The following is a 21539-nucleotide window of genomic DNA, read 5'->3' on the forward strand; positions in this document are numbered from 1 at the left end:
CAAAACTTAAGTATATGGCAAGTGTAAATCCTTATCTGAATTTCAACGGTCATTGTGAGCAGGCCTTCCTCCAATATCAGTCCGTGTTCGGCACGAAGATCGAGTTTATGTCGCGCTTCAGCGAAATGCCTCCTGAGCATCCCTGCGACCCTGAAGAAAAAGAAAAAATCATGCACGTGATGCTGCCTATCGGCAACGGTACCGTGCTAATGGGCAGTGATGTTCCCAAGGCCTACCAAAAACCCGAAACCGCCTCTGCTTCCTTTGCCGTGGCCGTAGCGCCGCAAAGTGCAGAAGAAGCGGATCGTATTTTCAACGGCCTGGCAGAAGGTGGCAATATCACCATGCCCATCGGCAAAACTTTCTGGGCGGAAAAATTCGGGATGTGTGTGGACCGCTGGGGAGTAAACTGGATGGTAAACTACGCAAATCAATAAACGAAAAACCTGTAACTAAAAAAGTCTGCACCACTAAGGATGCAGACTTTTTTATTGGTTCAATCAAAGGCCTAACTGCGCTGTGCAGGATAGGCGTCGCGATTCTTCTCCAGCTCTCCTATGAAGGGTATTGCATTAAGGATAGATGACTTAATGGCGTTTTGCAGGTAAAGCTCCAGTTGCATGAACTTCGCTGCATTTTTACCACCTAATACCTTGGAAAATTTCTTGAAATATCTTTGATAAAATTTGTCGTAAGAGAGATCGTTGGACAGCGTACGCTTTGCCAGGCTGGTGGCCGCCTCATCATCAAGTGTTTCGTACATACGGCTGTAATCCTGTAATATCGCCAGCCGCTCCCGGCTCAGCGAACGACGATCAGATTCATACTGATCATACAACGACCAGAACGGATCATTGCTGCCATTCTTAAAATCCATGTACTGCGTTACCAGCGCCTTCTTCTCTTTCCCAAACACAGACTGAATTGTTTTTAAATCACTATCGTCCTGTGCAAATACCACATTGCCGATACAAAGCATCATCAGTAACAGTACATATCTCATAAAAAGCCATTTTTCAAGGAGATATAACACCAGTTCCCCGTAAATGTTCAGGATAAGTTTAGAAAATTAACAGGGTTGGCGTAGGGGTATACGGTAGCCTACCGTGTCGGAGGTGATATCTAATTTATCAGTGATGTTAAAAAAACTACCGATCTTATTACTATTAGGCGCTGCTAGCCAGGCCCAGGCGCAGTTAGGCGCCACTTCCCTCAAAGGACCAGGCATAGGCATCAGCACCGATTTCCTCCCTGCCAGCCACTACATCCGCCCGGAAGACAGTGTGAAAACCCAGTCTACCACCAGCCAGCTCCGTTATAATTTCGGTGCCAGCTTTGTACTATCGTCCAAAACGGATACGGCTACCCGTAAAATGCGTATGTGGACAGCCGATTTCTCCGGTACCTACACCAAACTGGACAATAAGGATTATACGAAAACAATCTTCCCAGGTGAGCTGCTGCAGGCATCTGCCGGCCTTAAATACATCCATTCGTTGAACAACAACTGGACTTTGCTGGCCATGGTAGATGGTACCATTGGTACGGACATGGAAGAAATCACTTTCGATGACCTGTTCCTCCAGGGCGGTGTCCTCTTCCTGAAACAGCATAACAAGCGCTTTGCCTATGGCGTAGGGGTGGTACTCACCAATGCCTTTGGTACCCCGATGGTATTGCCGGCATTTGGCATCCAGTATAAAACGGATAGCCGCTTTAAGATTGATATTAATTTTCCGGAAAAAATTTCCATCGGCACCCAGCTCAATAGCTTTACGGAACTGGCCCTGGCCGTGCGTGTACGCGGAGGCGCCTATGATGCCACCAACGGCGTGGATGGGAAAAAGCTGATGAGTTATTCTGAATTCAGTGCAGGCCTGGAAAGCACCTGGCACCTGGGTCACCAGTTTGATTTTGTGGTATCCTGTGGCAGTATCCTCGCCAGCCAGGTTTCGTATTCAGATAAAAAATTATCAGAGATGTTTAAAGAGAAACCAAGCCACCGGCTGGCCACCAACGTGTTTATGAGCGCGGGCCTGCGTTGGAATATTCCGCATAAATAAACCTACTCGTAACGCAATGCTTCGATAGGATCGAGTCTGCTGGCCTTTTGCGCGGGGTAATACCCGAAAAACACACCGGTGAGCGCACACACCATAAACGATAAAATAATAGAACTGCGGGAAACCAGCGTAGGCCAACCCAGCGCCAGCGTGATTACTTCGGAGGTAGTAATACCCAACACTACGCCAATTAGTCCGCCGGTGATGCTGATGATGATCGCTTCTACCAAAAACTGCAGCAGGATATCAATACCCCTCGCGCCAATGGACATACGAAGTCCTATCTCGCGGGTACGCTCTGTAACGGATACATACATGATATTCATGATGCCGATGCCCCCTATTACAAGAGAAATACCGGCAATAGCGGTGAGTAAAACGGTGAGCAGACTACTGGTGGAACTAAGGGTTTTAATCAGTTCCGCCATGGTTCTTACCTGGAAATTATTTTCATCTGTAGGTCGAAGCCGGTGCGTTTCCCGCAATATGCTGGTGATCTGGTTCACCGCTTCTTCGGAAGCATCTTCGCTGACGGCAGATGCCAGGATATTTTGCAGATAGATGGTGGCCAGCACGCGCTTTTGAATAGTGGTGTAAGGTGCTACGATGATATCGTCCTGGTCCTGGCCGAAGGAGCTCACACCTTTGGGCGCCAGTGTACCTATCACCTGCAGGGGAATTTTATTAAAACGAATCACTTTCCCGATAGGGTTCTCTCCACTGGGAAATAGATTATCCACCACCGTTTTGCCCAGGATGCAAACTTTTGCAGCGGAAGCTACATCTGATTCAGAATATAAAATACCATCCTGTAAGGTGAGCTTGCGGATGTCAAAATAATCGGTATTACCGCCCTGCAACTGTGTAGGCCAGTTGAGTGCACCGGAAATGGACTGCCCCCTGGAGGAGGAAACCGGCGACACAGCAGATAGCAAGGTAGCCCGCTTTTTCAACGCGTCCACGTCCGACACGGTCAGCGTTTGTACACTGGAGCCCTCCAGTCGCGCCCCTCCGGCCACATTACTGGCAGGCATAATGGTGATCATGTTTGAACCCATATTACCCAGCTGCGACTGTATACTTTCTTTGGACCCCTGCCCTATGGCCACCATGGCGATAACGGCGGCCACCCCGATAATGATACCCAGCATCGTAAGGAAAGCCCGCAGCTTATTACGTTGCAGGGCCAGTAAGGCGAGTCGTATGAGATTAAAAATGCTCATAGCAGTATTTTAGTAGTCGTCCGACACCGGAAGCGCTGCCAGCGCCTCTTTGGCAGAACGTACATTTTCATTGAAATAATCTTTTTGCACACGGCCGTCGCGGAGCATGATGGTGCGACTGCTAAACGCCGCAATGTCCGGTTCATGCGTTACAAACACGATGGTTTTTCCCTGTTGATTCAGTTCCTGCATCAGGGCCATGATCTCGTAGGAAGTACGCGTATCCAGGTTACCGGTGGCCTCATCGGCGAGGATCATCACGGGCTCATTCACGAGTGCCCTTGCAATGGCCACGCGTTGTTGCTGGCCGCCGGAAAGCTGACTGGGTGTGTGATCCAGTCGCTCGGCCAGCTTCACTGCCTCCAGTGCCCTGATGGCTCTTTCGCGGCGCTGATGCGTATTGATTGCCTTATTGTAAAACAGCGGCAGTTCCACATTTTCGAGTGCCGAGGTACGTGGCAACAGGTTGTAAGCCTGGAATACGAAACCTATTTTAAGGTTACGTACTTTTGCCAGGTCGTTGCGCGACTGATTTCCCACGTTGGTACCGTCCAGTATATACGTACCTGAGGTAGGTTTATCGAGGCAGCCAAGAATGTTGAGCAGTGTGGTTTTGCCGCTGCCACTGCTCCCCATGATGGTCACAAACTCCCCTGCCGTAACGGTGAAGTTGATTCCTTTCAGGGCCCGCACTACTTCTGTGCCCATGCGGAATTCACGCTTGATATTGTCTATTTCTAATATTTTCTGCGTCATCGTCTTCTTCCCATTTTAGGCATGAACGGAGAGCCGCCGGCCTGGCTGGATGCAGTAGCAACCGTGCCGCCTTCCTGCCCGGTGATCACCCTGTCGTTGATGGTGAGGCCGCGGAGTACTTCCAGCTGGGTATTATCATTGAGGCCGGTGCGGATACGTTTCTGTTGCAGCGTATCCCCGCGGAGTACCCATACATAGTTGACGGTGCCTTCGCGGACTTTCTTTTCGGTGTCCACGCGATTAGTGTCTTTAGGCTCCGGTGGCGCGTTGCGGCGCACTGCCGGGAGTATGATGTATTGTTTGGACAAGCTCGCAGAATCTGGTCTGAATTTAAGTGCACGTACCGGTATCAGCAGGGCGCTGTCGCGCTCCGCGGTGTAAATAGTCACATTAGCCGTCATACCGGGTTTGAGTTTCATCTGGTTATTGCTGGCGTTGATGATGGTGTTATACGTCACCACGTTCGCTGACACACTGGGCTGCAGGCGGATTTCCTGTACCCTTCCATCAAATACATCATCCAGGTAGGCGTCTACGGTAAAGGATACACGCAGGCTGTCGCGCACTTCGCCAATGTCCGCTTCATCCACGCTGGCTTCTACCTGCATCTTTGTAATATCTTTCGCAATTACAAATAAGGTAGGCGTATTGAAGCTGGCTGCCACTGTTTGTCCGATGCTTACATTTCTGTTGAGGACTACCCCGTCTATCGGGGAATAAATATTGGTGAAGTCGAGGTTGGTTCGGGCAGACTTTAATTGCGCTGTAACAGCGGCTACATTGGCCTTGGCGGCATTTAACTGGTAGGCGGCATTGTCGTAATCGGCGCGACTGATAGCCCCGGTTTTATAGAGCAGTTCCTGCCGGCCGAAATTAGCCGTTTGGTAAGTCAGATTACTATTTGCCACTGCCAGTTGACCGGAAAACTGGTCCACGGAGGCCTGGAACAGGGTTTGGTCGAGTTGTGCCAGTAACTGTCCCTTTTTCACATTGGAGTTAAAGTCTACATACAAATATTTCAGGTAGCCGGAAACCTGTGTACCCACAGCTACGGTATCCACCGGCTGAATGGTGCCGGTAGCGGTAACCGTGGTAGCGATGGTACCATATTGCGGAAATTCCGTTGTGAATGTTGTTTTTACAGGTGGCTTTCTGAAAAAGAAATACCAGATCAGCAGGAGTGCCAACAGCACTGCTACTACTATTATGATCACCCGTTTATATTTTGCCATAGCTGTCAGCGTTTATAGTTTTACCGGGATACCCCTGTAAAAATCATAGATCCTTATATTAAGTGCTGCGTTGTATTTCGACTGTATATACGCCTGTACGGCCTGTATGTAGAGATTCTTCTGTTGCAAAAACTCTACAATATTGGCCACACCTACTTTCAGTTGCTCATTCGCGATGCGATAACTTTCCTGGACATACTTAAACTGCTCCACTGCGGCGTCGTACTGGCCCTGTGCATTGAGCACATTGATGTAGGCCTGTTCCACGTCCTGGGAAAGGTTGGTTTTAGTATTCTGGAGGTTGAGCTGCGACTGATCGATATTTATTTTTGCTTTTTCTATATTGGTTTTATTCACTTTTCTTGTGAAGATGGGTACCGATAGCGTCAGTCCGATTTGCTGGTAAAAGTTATTGTCCAGCTGTTTGAAATAAGCAAAATCATTACCGGTGAGATAGTTGCTGGACAGCGACCCGCCGGCGGTAATCACGGGCAAACGCCCTGCCCTGGCTTTGGCCAGATCCAGATGTGCCACATCTACGTTGAGGTTACTGCTTTTGATTTCCGGGCGCGTATCAAAGGCTTCCTGCTGCGCCTCTTCCACCGGGGTGAGCAGGCCGGTAGCCATGATGGTATCCGGGGCTACAATATCGAAAGGTTTGCCGGTGGGCAGTTGCAGGATTTGCTTCAGGGTCAGCATATTTTGCCTGCGTGTATTCTCTGCCGTTATGAGGGTATATTTATCATTGGCCAGTTGTGCCTGTAGTTGCGCGAGGTCTTTGAGCGCAATGCTTCCCACGTCGTACTGTTGCTGGGCCCTTGCTACCTGTGCTTCGGAGGTAGTTACAATATCTTTTATGTAGATGATATTTTCTTTTGCGAGCAGGATATTCAGATAGGATTGTGTGATCAGCAGGGTAATATCGTTCATCTGCTGTGCAATGCTTAGATCTGCTACCTGCGTTAGTATATTCTTTTGCTGGATGTCCCTGTTGAGATAGCCGCCGTTGTAAATGGTGACGCTGGAATTGACGCTGTAGTTACCGGAAGCAGCAGTGCCATAGGACTGGCTGTTGTTGGTATTTTTTCCACCGGTAAAGTTCTGTGTGGCGGAGGCGTTCAGGTTAGGCAGCTTTGCGGCCCTGGACAGGATCAGGTCCTGCTCACTCGTTTGCCGGCTTAGTCGCAGGCTGTTGAGTGTAATATTATAGCGCATGGCATAGTCGAGGCATTGCTGCAGGTCCCACTCTACCGGTGAAACTGAATCTACCGGCGCCTGAGCAAAGCTGCCTGTAACCAGTAGCGGTAGCACCCAGGTGAGTATGGCCTTTGGCATCTGCCTGAAAAAATATTTAATCCAGTATGATGGTATCATAAACCCTGCTGTGTTTAAATCCGTGATGGGTTACGGTGATTTGTCCGCCAAACTTCAAGCCGGAAAAGCTGGAATAGTGGTGATGATGCGGGATGATAACAGTATCTAACATTGCTTAACATTAAATAACATTTGGGTATTTTTTGATCCACTGAGATTTCTTTTGAGCGAATTGCAAATGACACCTTCGGTGTCATTTGGGGGAGTTCCGCGCTGCGCGCGGGTGGCTTTGCCAGTGCCATCACTCACGGGCGTACGTTATGGTGGTTACCTCACCTCGTGGGCGTATCCTTTGGCGGTACCTTAGCACGCGGCATTCGTTATGGTGATCACCGTAGCGCACGAGCGAATGCTGCTGATCTTAGCCTGCGCGCATACCTATGCCGGATACCTTAGCGCACGAGCGTACGTCCCTCCCGTTGCTGAATGGGCGCACCGGCGGTGCGCCCATTCAGCGTTTATACCAGTGCCGAAGGCGCTGGTATAAACGCATTACTAAATCATATAACAATAGAATTTCATTAAGGTTGTATTTTTGGGGACAACTATGGAATCGATCGTAATAGCAGCGGTGGTAGCATTAGCAGCCACTCTGGTAGTAAAAAAGAAGAAACTCACACCGGCAGCCGGCATTACAGGATGGCTGGTGGCGATGGCAATATATATGGGTACCCGTTATGAGGGGCTGGCCTACCTGGCGCTGTTTTTTGGAAGTGCTACCCTGGCCACCCGTCATCAGCGCGGCGTTAAATCCCACGTGGAAGAGCATACTGAAATCCGCCAGGCTTCCCAGGTGCTCGCCAATGGCGGCGTTGCCGCCCTGCTTGGATTGGCAGCCTGGCTCCTGCCCCAATACCAGTCATTGTTTTCGCTACTGATGGCCGCAGGATTTGCCTCCGCCACTGCGGATACTTTGTCGTCAGAATTGGGTACCGTGTATGGCAGCAAGTTTTACAATGTCATCTCCTGGAAAAAGGACACCCGTGGCCTGGATGGCGTGGTAAGTCTGGAAGGCACGCTGATTGGGGCAGCAGGCGCCATTGCCATAGCAGGCTTGTATGCAGCATTCCGACAGGCGGATAGCGGGTGTGTGATTATTGCGTTAAGTGGTATACTTGGGAATTATATTGATTCTGTGTTGGGCGCTACGCTGGAACGGAAGCAGCAACTGAATAATGATATGGTGAATGTATTGAATACCGTGGGGGCGGTTATTATTGCAGTTGGACTATTTTTTTTATTAGCCTGATACCTTCGGTGTCAGGCTAATAAAATGCCCGCGTGATACGCGGGCATTTTTATTGATACAGTTATTTGATCTCTTTCAGCATTTCCTTCACGGCAGCTTCCATCTGTGCATCCGTACCGGCGAGGAAGCCCTCGAATGGCAGCGGCACACGGATATCCGGCTCTACCTGCAGGTTTTCTGTCGGGCGGTTTTCAGCACCGATAGTGGCCACCATCGGAATACCGAATACGATGGTAGGATCGATCTGTGTTTCCCACCACACAGCGGTACCGGTACCAGCTACCGGCATACCTACCAGCTTACCCAGTTTACCTTGTTTATAAACATATGGGAAGATGAAAGCGTCGCTGTAGTTACCTTCGCTCATAACCACGCAGCTGGGCCCCTGCCATACACCCATTGGTTCACCGCCGTTCAGCCGGTTACCCTGTGGTGCAAATTCCAGGTATTTCTTGCCGCTGAGGAACTGGTACAGGTCGTCGTGCAACCAGCCACCACCGTTGAATCGTGTATCTACGATCAGCGCTTTTTTGTCCTTATTTTTACCCATTACCACATCGTATACAGAGCGGAAGCTGGCATCGTTCATACCTTCTACGTGTACATAGCCTACTTTGCCACCGCTGAGTTTATCTACGAGTTTGGACATTCTGTCGGTCCAGCGTTTGTACAGCAAACCGGATTCTTCACCGGCACTGATAGGCTTCACGATCTCGTCCCAACGTTGTTTGGTATCAGGGTTGTAGATGCTCAGCAGCACATTGCTGTTAACTTTGCGATTCAGCAGGGTGGCCCAGTCGAAGCTACTGTTGATGGCCACGCCATCGATTTTCTCGATGATATCGCCTTTTCTCAGTTTGGAACTGGCTTTATCCAGCGGACCACCATTGATCACCTCATCCACTTTCAGACCATCCGCAGTGGAGGCTTCATCGTAGAGGAGTCCCAGCGCAGCAGTCACATCACCGTTAGGGATCATCGGGCTATAACGGCCACCTGTATGGGAAGCATTCAGCTCACCCAACAACTCGCTCAGCAGTTCCTGGAAATCGTAGTTGTTGCTGATGTAAGGCAGGAATTTAGCATAATTATCCCCATACATCTTCCAATCCAACCCATGCAGTTTAGGATCGTAGAATTTCTCTTTCACCTGCTTCCAGGTATGCCAGTAGATATATTCACGTTCTTTCTCCTGGTTAAGGGCCATTTCTGAACCGATGGTTACAGGAGTGATTTTACCGGAATTGGCATCCACCTTTACTACGCTGCCACGGTTGCTGACAAACACGGTGTTACCGTCTTTACTAAGTTCCAGTCCGCCTGGGGTACCGCCCAGTTTAGCGAGGATTTTGGTTTCACCTGTTCTTGGCTCTGTTACCCAAAGGTCGAATCCTTTTTCGAAGGCAGCCATGTAAAACACTTTGCTGCCATCTTTATTCAGCACATAATCGCTGATAGAAGCACTGTTGATCGTCAGGCGTACCCGGCGGTTTTCCAGGTTATCGAAATTTGGCTGCCAGGTTTTCTTCGCAGTAGTATCTTTTTCTTTGGACTTGGCAGTATCTTTTTTGGCGTCACCACCTTCTTTCAATAAATTAAATTCATCCTTCGACAATTTGAATTTATCGTAGGCTTCCTGGTCGAGGAATACGGCGTAAATATCTACTTCGCGGCTACCTTGTTTGGCGAGTGACTTACGACCTTCACGGTTGTTGTACCAGGTCATCATTTTACCTTCGGCAGCCCATTTACCATTGCCTTCACCAAAGCCACTGTTGATAGGATAGAAAGGCGTGCCTTTACCATCCGCAGCTAATACAGCGAGGTTGCTGGAACCGAAATAATTTTTCTCATCGTCTACCAGTAACCACTTGCTATCCGGTGACCAGTTGAATGACCAGTCGCCATCAGAATAGCTGTGATTATGGCCTTCCGGCAGGATGGTACGTGTTTTACCGCTGGCGATGTTTAATACTTTCAGCTCATTGCGGTTTTCCACGAAGGCAACTTCTTTGCCATCCGGTGAAAACAGCGGCTGGAATTCTTCTGCTGAAGTGGCGATCAGTGGCTCTTCTTTCAGCAGCGTAGCGTTAAAGAAGAATGGTTCTTCCTTGCGAACGATGGTAGACTGAAAGATATCCCAGTTACCGTTGCGTTCAGCAGCGTACACAACTTTTTTACCATCAGGTGACCAGTTCACCATGCGTTCCTGCTGGGGCGTATTGGTGAGGCGTTTGGTCATATTTCCTTCCACGCTGGTCACGTACACTTCACCTCTTGCTACAAACGCCATCTGTTTTCCATCAGGGCTCATGGCAAACTCAGTGATGTTACCGGATACCGGCATATTTTTCACTACCGATTCGCGACCGTCATTAAAGATTTGTACGTTGATTTTCTTTGGCTTATCGCCTTCTTTCAACGTATATATCTCCCCGTTGTAGGTAAACGACAAAACGCCGTTATCAGCTCTGGTCAGACTTCTTACCGGGTGATTGGTAAAGCTGGTGAGCTGTTGCATGCTGGATTTGTCGGTCAGGGAAGATTTAAAGAGATTTTGAGAAATACCACCTTTTTCGCTCAGGTAGTACACTTCGTTGTTGTTACCGAATACAGGTTCACGGTCTTCGCCCTCATAGGCAGAGAGCTGGTCGTATTTTCCTTTGGCTACATCCATTACCCAGATATCGCGGGTAACTGCGGAGGTGTGGTGTTTACGGAAAGGATCTTCATACCCTTTACGGTCCTGGAATACGATTTTGCTGCCGTCTTTATTATAGCGGGCAGCATCCATGCCGGCAGCGCTCAACAGTACCGCGCGGCCACCGGTAACGGGTACCGTATACACGTTACGGAAAATGCGGTAGGGGAAACGTACGCTTACAGCGGGTGCATTGCGTACACTACCAAAAAGCACCTGTTTGTTATCCGGTGTAAAATCGTACGGATAATCGGCTGCGCTGTTGGTAGTCAGCCTAACCGGCGTGCCGCCGGTGGCAGGCATTACAAACACATCGAAGTTGCCGTATCTGTCGCTGGCAAATGCGATGGATTTACCGTCGTGACTCCATACCGGCATCATATCATGTGCCTCATGGATGGTGAGAGGTACTGCTACTCCCCCATTGGCGTCAACACGGTAAATGTCGCCCTTATAGCCGAAAACAATGGTTTTACCATCCGGGGAAATGGCTGGATTTCTTAACCAAAGGGCATTATCCTGGGCATAGGAAGAGGCGGCGAGCAGTAAGGCCGCACAACTGAATAAAATCTTCTTCATAAGCGGTATTAGATAGCTTTGTATAACCGCCTAAAGTAACAAATTACTCCCGCTTTGGCAATCCCTTACTTGACAAACGGTCCGCAGGCCCAATAGCTGGGAAATCAGGTAGTTTTATAGATGTACCAGCCATCGCCGAGGTCGCGCAGCATAATGAGGTCAGACTCATACAGATCGGGCAGCTCCTTCTTGTCTGGCACGTAGAGGTAGCCTACGAAGTTATCGATCATACCACCGATCATAAATCGGATGGCGGTAGAGCCTTCCGGTTCGCCGGTGAGTACAGTTTCTATCAGCAGGTTTTTATAGTCGGTACTATATTTACGCAGCAGTTTATGGTACTTTTCCTTTTGCTTTGGATGGCGCTGCATTTCAGCCATGGCTGTATCTTTCAGCCGATTGAATGCGGCCTTATTGCGTTTGAAATGATCTGCAATTGTATCATCGAGGGCGAGGGCTAAACGAAGATTTCCAATGAGAAAATGATAATCATCCATGGAAGTCAGCATTTTAAGTGCGTTGCCTTGTTTATCCGCCTGTGCTGCGGCGATGAGGGTATCCAGGTAGCCTTGCGGCATTTGTTCCAGCTCTTCCAGTTCCGCCTGCATAATGCCGGTCATGGCCAGCGAGCGTACGCTCTGCAATTTCCAGGTGGTATCTTTTACCATGCGCAGGTAGAGGTCTGCTCCTTTTCCGGTGGAATCGATTACTGTGAGATTGATCAATGCGATGGTATCGCGCTGATCGAGCACTCTCCAATGCAGTTGCCCGTTTGCGAAATCACGTCCGTTGGGAGTACCGTCATATTCTCCCGTGATATACCGGTACATATCCGGTACAGCATCTTTTCCGAAAATTATTTTCGCCACTTTTACCGCCTCATTGCCACTCTTTCCTTTTACGCCGGGCACTTTTTCCTTACAGGAGAAAAAACTGCTGATAATCAGGGCTAAACAGGTTAATAAGATAGTATTGCTTCTCATGATAAAAGGGTTTTATCAGAAATGGTCAGCCCTAAAGATACGAATATCAAAATAAGCGATATATATATTTAAAAAATACCCGCTACCTTTAGTACGGTCAAAATTAAAATTTATGAAACGCCCCGCTTTAGAGCGCTTAGCCCAAATCCTGCATCAGGTACCCGCACAACTATCCGCATTTTCCAGCGAAGAATGGAACACCCCTTATGGTCCAGGCAAGTGGAACAAGAAGCAGGTGATCGGCCATTTGATTGACAGCGCCGTCAACAATCATCAGCGATTTGTACGCATACAATTTGAGGACACGCCGGTGATTCGTTATGCGCAGGAAGAATGGAATCAATACAGCTATCATCGTTTGCAAAATGAGCGGCTGTTGTTACAAACATGGATTGCGCACAACACCTTTCTGCTGGCGCTTTTGCAGCAAATTCCGGAAGCAGCGCTGGAGCGTACCGGCATTGGCGGAGAAGGTAAACCATTTACGCTCGCATACATTGTAGATGACTATGTAGATCATATGGAACATCATCTTAAACAGATCCTGTAGTACAAACATTTCCATAATTTCGTGGAAAACCAATTCATTATGTCATCCAGGAATATCAAGCAGGTGATTGTCATGCGCAAGGATCTGAACATGCGTAAAGGAAAAATGATTGCACAGGGTTCACATGCCTCCATGGCATTTCTTACCCGGCAGGCAACCATTGAAGGCAATATCCTGCAAACTCATTTACGCAACCCGGAAGAAGTGCAGGAGTGGATATCTTTAGGGTTTACTAAAATTTGTTTGTCGGTAGATTCGGAAGAGGAACTGGTACGTATATACGAACAGGCGGTAGCGGATGGACTGATAGCGTCCCTGATCACGGATAGTGGCTATACGGAGTTTGGTGGAGTACCTACTAAAACGTGCTGTGCGATTGGACCTAACAGGAATGAGGATATTGACAGGATTACGAAGGATCTCAAATTATTGTAACTGATTCCTCCCGCCTTCGGCGGGAGGAATCAGTTAAGGGTCAGGGCCAAAGGCCCTGACCCTTAAACCCCTTCTATAAGCAAACCAGTTTAATTACGGCAATGTAGTCAGATTTACCGTTGGCGCTACACCGGTAGCAGTACGCGTAAACGTAGTATTGTAGTTTACATAGTTACTGAAGAAACCACAGTTTTTCAGGAAGAACCTTCCCGTACCACTATCTATCCCACCGGCATAATCACGACGCTGATCAGCAGTGGCAGTAGCATCTGCAGTAAACTTAGCGGAAGTGATTTCTGTCCATACACCGGCAGTAGAGCGTATCCAGGCATTGCTGTATTGCGCGCTTCTTCCCAGGTAGCCTTTGGTATCATTGAAGTTTTCGAGGAAAGAATAGAGTCCGCCGAGATAAGTGGTGGTATTCGGTTGTTTCCACGTGGCAATGAAGCGCCAGCTGCTGGTTTCAGGTGTATAAATCCAGGACGAGAAATCGGTACCACCGGCACCATCCGGCAATACATGTGTAAGGAATTTATAGGTAGTACCTGCCTGCCAGTTAAACACGAGATAACTCTGTCCGCCGGTACCTTCACCGCCGAAAGCATTATCTACCACACCGGTGCCTTTACGCACGAGTGAAGTCTTTCCCACTGCGGGGTCCCAGATGGAGAAGAGGACGCGGCGCTCCGTAGCGCTGTTTACCTGTATCCCAAAATAACCACCGTTAAAGCCATTGCTCATAAAGTAAGAGCCGATCTTATCTTCCCCGGCTGGTACGGTTACTTCGTTATAAAACCATTCAGCCGTGGTGCCGGAAGGAATGGTGTAGCCGAGGTGCACGGAAGGGCCGCGGCGCGACCAGTAATAATTAGTGGCATCGTTAGCATACGTTACGCTGTTTGCCGTAGCGCTGCCGCTGATGAGGATATGCGATACATCCCCGAAGTAGCTGCCTGTTTTGCTCACCCCCTGCAGGTCTACCTTTACATAGCCTGCGCTGGTGATGTTGATGGAATCGATGTTGTAATCGATGTAAGAGTTACCTGTTACGGTTTTTGTAAATGCGGTACCGTTCACTGTTACTTTGATAACGCTGGTGCCGGAAGGAACTTTCATGCGTACGCCTACTTTGAGGGTACCGGTGAGTCCCAGGCGGAAATATGCGCTGGTAACGCTGTTGGCGTTGGTCCAGTTGCCCAGGCCATTGCTGGTGATCACTTCTGATGCACCGGAAGGCAGGTTGGTCACAAACGCATTGCCTGCAAGCGCCACGGCATAACTGGAGGCGGCAGGCACTGTTTCCGTTTGTGCTTTGGCGGTAGTGCGGGCAGTCAATGTGTCATCGCTTTTATTACAGGATAACAAAGCGGCAGACACCATAAGGGCTAAAATAAACCGAATGTTCACTTTCATTGGATGGTAAAGTTTTTGAGTGAAATTTTCTGACAGATTTGCTTATAGAGATGGAGTTTTGTTCACTGGAAAAATTTCGGGCACCCCACAGATCTTGGTTGAGACATTGTTCTCTTTAAATATACATCATGATAAATTAAAATAAGAATTTTTTTTCCTCTCTGCCGGGATGCAATCTTCTCAGGATGCCATTTGTGGAGTAAAACCCTTCATGGGATGCAATCTTCGTGAATGCCTGCAACAACCCTCCAATGCATTAGGTATTGGAGGGTTATTGGTAGATAACAAACCTGTTCCGAAAATTGTAATGTAATAGGAACAACACTATCACATGTCACAGCTGAATTTGTTTAATGAAACGGAAGGCTTCCGGTTCCCGGAGGAGCTGCTGGAATATTTCCCCGGTTTTATGGAACCGGCGGCGGCACTAACGTTAATGGATACCCTGATTAATACCGTTCCCTGGGAGCAGCATGTACAGCGGATGTACGACAGGGAAGTGCTTACTCCCCGCCTCACTGCCTGGTATGGCGACCCCGACAAAACCTACCATATGGCCGGTAAAACCCTGCAGATGCATGCCTGGCTACCTGAATTGCAGGCCTTGCGGGACCAGATCACTCACTCTACCGGGCATACGTTTAACAGTGTATTATTAAATTATTACAGAGATGAAAATGACTCGGTGGCCTGGCACCGGGATAAAGAGAGTGAGCTTGGTAACCGGCCGGTGATTGCGTCTGTAAGTCTGGGTGCTGCCAGGCCCTTCGAATTCAGGCAGTTAGACAACCACAGTAATAAATACGCGCTCACGCTTAGCAACGGATCATTGTTGCTGATGAAAGGCGATTTACAGCAGCATTGGGAACATCGGATTGCCAAGGCCGGGTACAGGCTGAAGCCACGGCTCAATCTCACTTTCAGAAGCATTCGCATCTAACTAAAAAACAACTAATTATACTTTTAAATAATAAAAATTTAAAATAATCCGGCAACTCTGTCACGTTTCGATTTTCGAATTTGTCTTACTGGTGTATATCGACATTAAAACATTAACTATAAAAATTTACACACCATGGAAGCAAGAATTAAATTCGAAGATGTAAACAAAGGTTTCGCAGATGGCCTGTTTAAATCAGAAATGCATTTAAAAAAATCCGGCCTCGATCCGTTGCTGAAAGAGCTGATAAAATTCCGGGCCTCTTTAATAAATGATTGTGCATTTTGTTTGGATATGCACTGGAAAGATGCCATTCACCTCGGTGAAAAAGAGCAGCGTTTATACTCCCTGGGCGCCTGGAGGGAATGCCCTTACTACACAGAAGAAGAACGTGCTGTGCTGGCCTATACCGAAGAAGTTACCGCTAAAAATGTGACGGACGAAACATTTAACCATCTCACTAAATTCTTTGATAAAGCCCAAATTGCCGATATTACACTGGCGATTGTAAACATTAACTCCTGGAACATGCTTAACCGCGCTTTCCATACCGTTCCCGGTGGTTATGTAGTAGGTAGTATGGGCTGATTTTTTTGCCAATCAAATGTTTGTATGATAGATTATCAACAGTTGTTGTTTCCGTATGCCTATAACATACTCGGAACAGCTGAAGATGCCAAGGATGCCGTACAGGAAGTGCTTTCCCGGTATTTTACCACTACACACGATGAGGTGGTGGACGAGAAAAACTACCTGATCAGAAGTGTAATTAACCTGGCCATCAATTACAAGAACAGAAATAAGCGACTGACTCCGCAGCCGGCAGAATGGCTGCCGGAGCCAGTGGCTACGGATGATAATGCGGATAAGAATGTATACCTAAAAGACATCCTTTCGTATTCGCTGATGGTATTGATGGAGCGCCTGAGCCCCATCGAAAGGGCGGTATTCATTTTAAGAGAGAGCTTTGATTATTCGCACCAGGAGATTGCGGATGTACTTTCCATCACGGAGGAATATTCCCGCAAGTTACTGAGCAGGGCCAAAACCAGGCTGTTTAAACCCGGTGCGGAGGTAAAGAGTAAAGATGTGATGGATAATACCAGCCAGCTGGTAGCTGATTATGTGAATGCTATCCGCCAGCGTGACCTGAGCCGGCTCGAAGAAATGTTATCCGCGGAGGTAACCCTCATTACTGACGGTGGCGGCAAAATTAAGGTGGTGGCTAAAGTCAGCACAGGATTTGAAGAAGTATCCAATGTGTTACGCATCGTTATTGAGCGGTACCTTGGCAAAGCGGAAATTAAGGTGCGGTGGATTAATCACCAGCCTGCCCTGCTGTTTTTTGTGAAAGGACGGCTGGCTACCTGCCAGGTGCTGGAATTCAGTGCAGACGGGAAGCGAATCGTACAGGTAAACAACGTGGTAGATCCTGCCAAGCTGAAAATGCTGGCATCTAATGATACAAACTAATATTATGGCCATTCAACACCGGAAAGAAGACTATTTCGAACAACTGATTGCCGAGGCTTTTCAGGCATTTAACCGGCTGATAGGAAATACTTCTCCAACAGCCATGCAGGAGCTGGAGATGCGGATCGATGAACTGCTGAAACCTTCCGGGCTAACGCTCGAAAATATGGGGAAGATGCCCGTCGCGGAGCTGGAAACAGCACTGCAAGCCAATCCCCAGAACGAGCAGCTGCTGGAGCTGGCAGCAGATACCCTGCAACAGCAGGGCAACAGCACCCAGCAACCGACACTTGCCGAACGGGCACAATGGCTGTATAACTACCTGATGAAACACCAGGGTGGCAACAGTATTTCGTATAGTTTGCTGATGAAAATGAAGAAGCCGAAGTAGAGACGCCTCGCAGGCGTCTATCAAAACACCATCTTCGCTAAAATAAATGCGTGTATCCGTTTAGGTTATACGAATTTATTTTAGCGAAGATTATGCAATAGATTTACGCGAATAGACGCCTGCGAGGCGTCTCTACACAAGATTATAATTCCGCATTTATTTCAACAACCCTACCACCACTGGATCCAGCGCCCTGGCCCACATCCGGTATCCTTTTCCCGTGAAATAAAAAGAAAAACACCCGCACAGAATACTGTCAAAACAGCTGCAGCTTTAATTAACTAGGATACCACATCAATCTGTGTAGAGACGCCTCGCAGGCGTCTATCAAAACACCATCTTCGCTAAAATAAATGCGTGTATCCGTCTAGGTTATACGAATTTATTTTAGCGAAGATTATGCAATAGATTTACGCGAATAGACGCCTGCGAGGCGTCTCTACACAAGATTATAATTCCGCATTTATTTCAACAACCCTACCACCACTGGATCCAGCGCCCTGGCCCACATCCGGTATCCTTTTCCCGTGAAATAAAAAGAAAAAACACCCGCACAGAATACTGTCAAAACAGCTGTAGCTTTAATTAACTAGGATGCCACATCAATCTGTGTAGAGACGCCTCGCAGGCGTCTATCCGAACAAATCTCCGATATGATCTCCGCAAAATCTTTCTGTTATCTGAAGGATCATGTAGGAGATTTTAGCGAAGACTTAAGCGAATAGACGCCTGCGAGGCGTCTCTACACGAAATAAAATGGTTAACTAAATGTGCTATTCCCAAACCTCCCTAAAAAATAAATTTGGCAATTTAGACCGATCGGTCTAAATTTGTATCATGATGACGAAAGGAGAAAAAACCAGGCAGTTTATCATTGAGCAATCGGCCATTTTGCTAAATAAAAAAGGTATGGCCGGCACCGCTATCAGCGATATCATGGAGGTCACAAAAATGGCCAAGGGCGGTATCTATGGCAACTTTGCCAATAAGGAAGAAATTTGCCGGGAAGTGTTTGACTACCTGCTGTCACAAATGGCCACCCGGATTGAAGCACGTTTGGCGCAGGAAAATACCTGGAAGGAGAAGTTGCTGGCACTGGTGGATTTTTATTACGACCTGGTACTGGCCAATAATAACGGGGGGTGTCCCATGTTAAATTTTGGTACGGAGGCAGATGATACCGACCTGACGATGAAATCCAAAGTAGCTGCCGGCATCAAAAGTACGCAGGCACGCATTGCCAAACTGGTTACCAATGGCATTAAAGCCGGAGAGTTCTCCCAAAATGCCCACCCTGCTGAATTTGCATTGAAAATGTTTACCATGATGGAAGGTGGCATCCTCGTTGCGAAAGTGACAGATAACACCAGCCAGATGAAAACCATTTGCGGTATACTTAAACAGGAAATCGAATCATTTTCGATCCCACGCACGTAAGTGCTTTTTTTTGCTTCAGAAAAAGACCGATCGGTCTATTATAAATAAACTTTAAAATCAAAAAAATGAACACCACAGCAAATACCATTCTTGTAACCGGCGGCAGTGCCGGTATCGGACTCGAACTCGCCAAAGCCCTGCTCGCAGCAGGTAATACCGTGATCATCACCGGCCGCGACGCCGCCCGCCTGAAAGCCGCCGAGGCAGCACTACCGGGTGTGCACACCTTCCGGGGAGACGTAGCCCATCCCGCAGACGTAGACGCGCTAGTGCAACATCTCCATAACCACCACCCGGCACTTAATATCATTGTCAACAACGCTGGTTACGCCAACCTCAATAACCTGCTCGACGACACCGATACCTTCGAAAAAGCCGGCAGGGAAATGCTCACCAACTACCTCTCCATCATCCGGCTTAACGAAAAGCTGCTGCCCCTCCTCCGCCTTCAGCCTGAGGCAGCCATCGTAAACGTGTCCTCCATCGTGGCTTTTGCACCGGGGAGTCGCCTCGCTACCTACGCGGCCTCTAAAGCAGCCCTGCACTCCTATAGCCAGTCGCTGCGCGTAGCCCTGAAACCAGCCGGCATCAAAGTATTTGAACTGATGCCCCCTCTGGTAAACACGGAGTTCTCCGCCGAAATCGGTGGTCAAAACGGTATCCCCGCTACCCAGGTAGCGGAAGAATTCCTGGCAGCACTCGCAACAGATAACTACGAAATTCGTGTAGCCAACACCGAAGCTTTTTACCAACTGTATCTCAGCTCTCCGCAACAGGCGCTGGAAGTAATGAACCCACAGGCAGCGGAAACGCTTGTACCATAATTTCTCTTTTTGAAAACAGGCCTGCGGCCTGTTTTCAAAAAGAGCGGGTTGTCCCGCCAGCGGGACAACTCGCTCTTAAAATAAAATCCTTTAAATTATGAAAGGTATTTATTACATTTATAAACAACAGTGAAGCCCTGATCATGCGTAAGTAGCAAAACCAAAATCTGTCAAAACAAACCACGTCTTGTTTAACCACTAAATACGAGCAATGAAAAAAATCAATTGCAAATCAATGATTGCAGCAACACTCCTGTGCGCTTCTGTACTGTTTGGCGCCTGTAAACGTAGTATTACAGAGGGGTTACAGCCTTTGTCGGCCAACAAAGGTACTATGATCAACCTTACACCCAGTGCCTACAAAGTGAACATCATCTACTTTGTACCGTCCGATGCCGACACCATCACCGGCTACCGGGAACGCCTGAACGGTATCCTGCTCCAGGGGCAGCAGTTTTATGGTAAATGGATGAGCTATTATGGGTATGGCGACCGTTCGTTCGGACTCCCAATGGATTCCGCCGGCAAAGTAAAAGTAACCGTGATCCACGGTGCACAGCCTAAAAGCGCTTATCCATACGATGGCGGCGGCAACACCGTGATCGGTGAACTCAATACCTGGTTTGCGAACAACCCTACCCAGAAACTCAGCGAGCATACCCTGGTGATCATGCCAGCCAGCACCTATGCCGCCGATGGCGATCCCGGAGGTGTACCGTTTTACGGGCTTGGCCGCTGGTGCTTCGCCCTCGACTACGCCGAAATGGATACCAGCTACCTGGGCCAGAACACCACCCTCGGCAATCGCGCTACCAAATGGATCGGTGGACTGATGCATGAACTGGGTCATGGCCTCAACCTCCCGCATAACAAGGAAAAAGTATCCGAAGCCGCTGACGCTACCAAAGGCACTGCGCTCATGGGCAGTGGTAACTACACCTACGGCAAAAGCGCCACCTTCCTCACGGCCGCCAGCTGCGCTATCCTGAACAATTCCCAGGTATTCCGCACGGCCACCGCTACGGGCATCTATGGCGGCGGGTCCACTACCATTAACGTGATAAAAGCTGCCTACGCCAGCGGTAACATCTCCCTGAAAGTAAAATACACGGCTACACAAACCGTAAACCGGGTAGTAGTGTACAACGATCCGGAAGGTGGTAACGACTACGACGCAGTTGCATGGGTGGCCACCCCAGCGGGCGACAGCATCACCCTCAGTATGCCAATCGCCGATCTGCAGAAGAAAACAGGCAACTACGCCATGCGCATACGCTTCCTGTATACCAATGGCTCCTCCACAGAAATTTCTTACCCTTACTCCTTCGTGAACAATGAACCTGTGCTCAACTTCAGCACCAAAGATGAACTGAGCAAAACCGGATGGAGCATCGCTTATGTGGACAGCCAGGAAAACGACGGACAGGCCGTAAACCTGCTGGATAACAACCAGAGCACCGTATGGCATACCCAATGGAAAAGCACACAGCCTACACATCCACACACAGTGGTAGTGAATATGGCCGCCCAGCGCACCATTGCCGGCGTGTCGTTCCTGCAACGCTCCAACCTGAACGGTTCCCTGAAAGATATTACGCTGTATACCAGTACCGACAATGTAAACTGGACTACCGTTGGCAGCTATACGCTGGCAAATGTGAACTCTAAACAGTACATCACCTTTAGTAGCCCGCAAACAGTGCAATATATTAAAGTGGTGACTGCGTCGAATTACCTGGGCACGTATTATGCCGTGCTCGCGGAATTAGGTGCATTTTAAACCCCTAATCCCGAGACCGAAGGTCTCGGGATTAGGGGTAAGCCCCACGCCGGCGGCGTGGGGCTTACCCCTGGCAAGACAAACATGCACATCTGAACATATCCCACCCCAAATTTGTAATGCAGTAGTGTCCTAT

General features: G+C 48.5%; 21 protein-coding genes. 12 read left to right on the forward strand and 9 right to left on the reverse strand.

What is annotated here, in order from left to right; translation table 11 throughout:
• Positions 1–14: 14 nt before the first annotated feature.
• The gene (locus BUB18_RS25445; RefSeq protein WP_073086566.1) at positions 15–437 is read left to right on the forward strand and encodes a VOC family protein; all 423 of its coding nucleotides are present in this window, start codon (positions 15–17) and stop codon (positions 435–437) included.
• A 71-nt stretch (positions 438–508) separates the two neighbouring features.
• Here the strand turns inward: BUB18_RS25445 and BUB18_RS25450 are convergent, their stop codons facing one another.
• The gene (locus BUB18_RS25450; RefSeq protein WP_073086568.1) at positions 509–1003 is read right to left on the reverse strand and encodes a hypothetical protein; all 495 of its coding nucleotides are present in this window, start codon (positions 1001–1003) and stop codon (positions 509–511) included.
• Between the two features lie 133 nt (positions 1004–1136).
• On the opposite strand from BUB18_RS25450, the gene BUB18_RS25455 reads away from it, so the two are divergent.
• A complete protein-coding gene (locus tag BUB18_RS25455; RefSeq protein WP_073086570.1) occupies positions 1137–2063 on the forward strand; it encodes a DUF6268 family outer membrane beta-barrel protein in 927 nt (308 codons plus the stop codon).
• 2 nt (positions 2064–2065) lie between these two features.
• Here BUB18_RS25455 and BUB18_RS25460 read toward each other — a convergent pair whose 3' ends face one another.
• The 5 genes from BUB18_RS25460 to BUB18_RS30120 are packed head-to-tail and all read right to left on the reverse strand — an operon-like array spanning position 2066 to position 6760.
• A complete protein-coding gene (locus tag BUB18_RS25460) occupies positions 2066–3286 on the reverse strand; it encodes an ABC transporter permease (RefSeq protein ID WP_073086572.1) in 1221 nt (406 codons plus the stop codon).
• Between the two features lie 9 nt (positions 3287–3295).
• Positions 3296–4042 (reverse strand): ABC transporter ATP-binding protein, encoded by a 747-nt coding sequence (locus BUB18_RS25465; RefSeq protein WP_073086574.1) that lies wholly within the window; start codon positions 4040–4042, stop codon positions 3296–3298.
• Positions 4039–5274 (reverse strand): efflux RND transporter periplasmic adaptor subunit, encoded by a 1236-nt coding sequence (locus BUB18_RS25470; RefSeq protein ID WP_073086576.1) that lies wholly within the window; start codon positions 5272–5274, stop codon positions 4039–4041. Before BUB18_RS25470 ends, BUB18_RS25465 begins: the two co-directional genes overlap by 4 nt.
• A gap of 12 nt (positions 5275–5286) precedes the next feature.
• Entirely contained in the window at positions 5287–6609 is a 1323-nt protein-coding gene (locus BUB18_RS25475) for a TolC family protein (protein ID WP_073086578.1), read from the reverse strand.
• 16 nt (positions 6610–6625) lie between these two features.
• Positions 6626–6760, reverse strand: coding sequence for a hypothetical protein (locus tag BUB18_RS30120; protein ID WP_262487702.1), 135 nt, complete (start codon positions 6758–6760; stop codon positions 6626–6628).
• Between the two features lie 435 nt (positions 6761–7195).
• Between BUB18_RS30120 and BUB18_RS25480 the strand changes: the two genes are divergently transcribed.
• The gene (locus BUB18_RS25480) at positions 7196–7897 is read left to right on the forward strand and encodes a DUF92 domain-containing protein (RefSeq protein ID WP_073086579.1); all 702 of its coding nucleotides are present in this window, start codon (positions 7196–7198) and stop codon (positions 7895–7897) included.
• A gap of 61 nt (positions 7898–7958) precedes the next feature.
• Here BUB18_RS25480 and BUB18_RS25485 read toward each other — a convergent pair whose 3' ends face one another.
• Complete coding sequence (locus tag BUB18_RS25485; RefSeq protein WP_073086581.1) at positions 7959–11177, reverse strand: S41 family peptidase; 3219 nt, start codon at positions 11175–11177, stop codon at positions 7959–7961.
• Between the two features lie 104 nt (positions 11178–11281).
• Positions 11282–12160 (reverse strand): hypothetical protein, encoded by an 879-nt coding sequence (locus tag BUB18_RS25490; RefSeq protein ID WP_073086583.1) that lies wholly within the window; start codon positions 12158–12160, stop codon positions 11282–11284.
• Positions 12161–12272: 112 nt separating this feature from the next.
• Here BUB18_RS25490 and BUB18_RS25495 point away from each other — a divergent pair, with 112 nt between their 5' ends.
• Positions 12273–12710, forward strand: a complete 438-nt coding sequence (locus BUB18_RS25495) for a DinB family protein (RefSeq protein ID WP_073086585.1) — start codon at positions 12273–12275, stop codon at positions 12708–12710.
• Between the two features lie 39 nt (positions 12711–12749).
• Entirely contained in the window at positions 12750–13145 is a 396-nt protein-coding gene (gene pth2 / locus BUB18_RS25500) for an aminoacyl-tRNA hydrolase (protein WP_073086587.1), read from the forward strand.
• 93 nt (positions 13146–13238) lie between these two features.
• On the opposite strand, the gene BUB18_RS25505 is transcribed toward pth2, so the two are convergent.
• Positions 13239–14558: a DUF3472 domain-containing protein gene (locus BUB18_RS25505; protein WP_073086589.1), complete on the reverse strand. Its 1320-nt coding sequence runs from the start codon at positions 14556–14558 to the stop codon at positions 13239–13241.
• A gap of 331 nt (positions 14559–14889) precedes the next feature.
• Here BUB18_RS25505 and BUB18_RS25510 point away from each other — a divergent pair, with 331 nt between their 5' ends.
• From BUB18_RS25510 to BUB18_RS25540, 7 genes are all read left to right on the forward strand, one after another.
• The gene (locus tag BUB18_RS25510; RefSeq protein WP_073086591.1) at positions 14890–15498 is read left to right on the forward strand and encodes an alpha-ketoglutarate-dependent dioxygenase AlkB family protein; all 609 of its coding nucleotides are present in this window, start codon (positions 14890–14892) and stop codon (positions 15496–15498) included.
• Between the two features lie 135 nt (positions 15499–15633).
• Positions 15634–16086, forward strand: a complete 453-nt coding sequence (locus BUB18_RS25515) for a carboxymuconolactone decarboxylase family protein (RefSeq protein WP_073086593.1) — start codon at positions 15634–15636, stop codon at positions 16084–16086.
• A 24-nt stretch (positions 16087–16110) separates the two neighbouring features.
• Entirely contained in the window at positions 16111–16971 is an 861-nt protein-coding gene (locus tag BUB18_RS25520; protein WP_073086595.1) for a sigma-70 family RNA polymerase sigma factor, read from the forward strand.
• 4 nt (positions 16972–16975) lie between these two features.
• Complete coding sequence (locus tag BUB18_RS25525; protein ID WP_143160101.1) at positions 16976–17362, forward strand: hypothetical protein; 387 nt, start codon at positions 16976–16978, stop codon at positions 17360–17362.
• An 837-nt stretch (positions 17363–18199) separates the two neighbouring features.
• Positions 18200–18799 (forward strand): TetR/AcrR family transcriptional regulator, encoded by a 600-nt coding sequence (locus tag BUB18_RS25530; RefSeq protein ID WP_083550777.1) that lies wholly within the window; start codon positions 18200–18202, stop codon positions 18797–18799.
• 65 nt (positions 18800–18864) lie between these two features.
• Positions 18865–19623, forward strand: coding sequence for an SDR family oxidoreductase (locus tag BUB18_RS25535; protein WP_073086601.1), 759 nt, complete (start codon positions 18865–18867; stop codon positions 19621–19623).
• Between the two features lie 211 nt (positions 19624–19834).
• Positions 19835–21403: a discoidin domain-containing protein gene (locus tag BUB18_RS25540; RefSeq protein ID WP_073086603.1), complete on the forward strand. Its 1569-nt coding sequence runs from the start codon at positions 19835–19837 to the stop codon at positions 21401–21403.
• Positions 21404–21539 lie beyond the last annotated feature (136 nt).

The sequence above is a fragment of the Chitinophaga jiangningensis genome, assembly GCF_900142605.1.
GTDB classification, from domain to species: Bacteria; Bacteroidota; Bacteroidia; order Chitinophagales; family Chitinophagaceae; genus Chitinophaga; species Chitinophaga jiangningensis.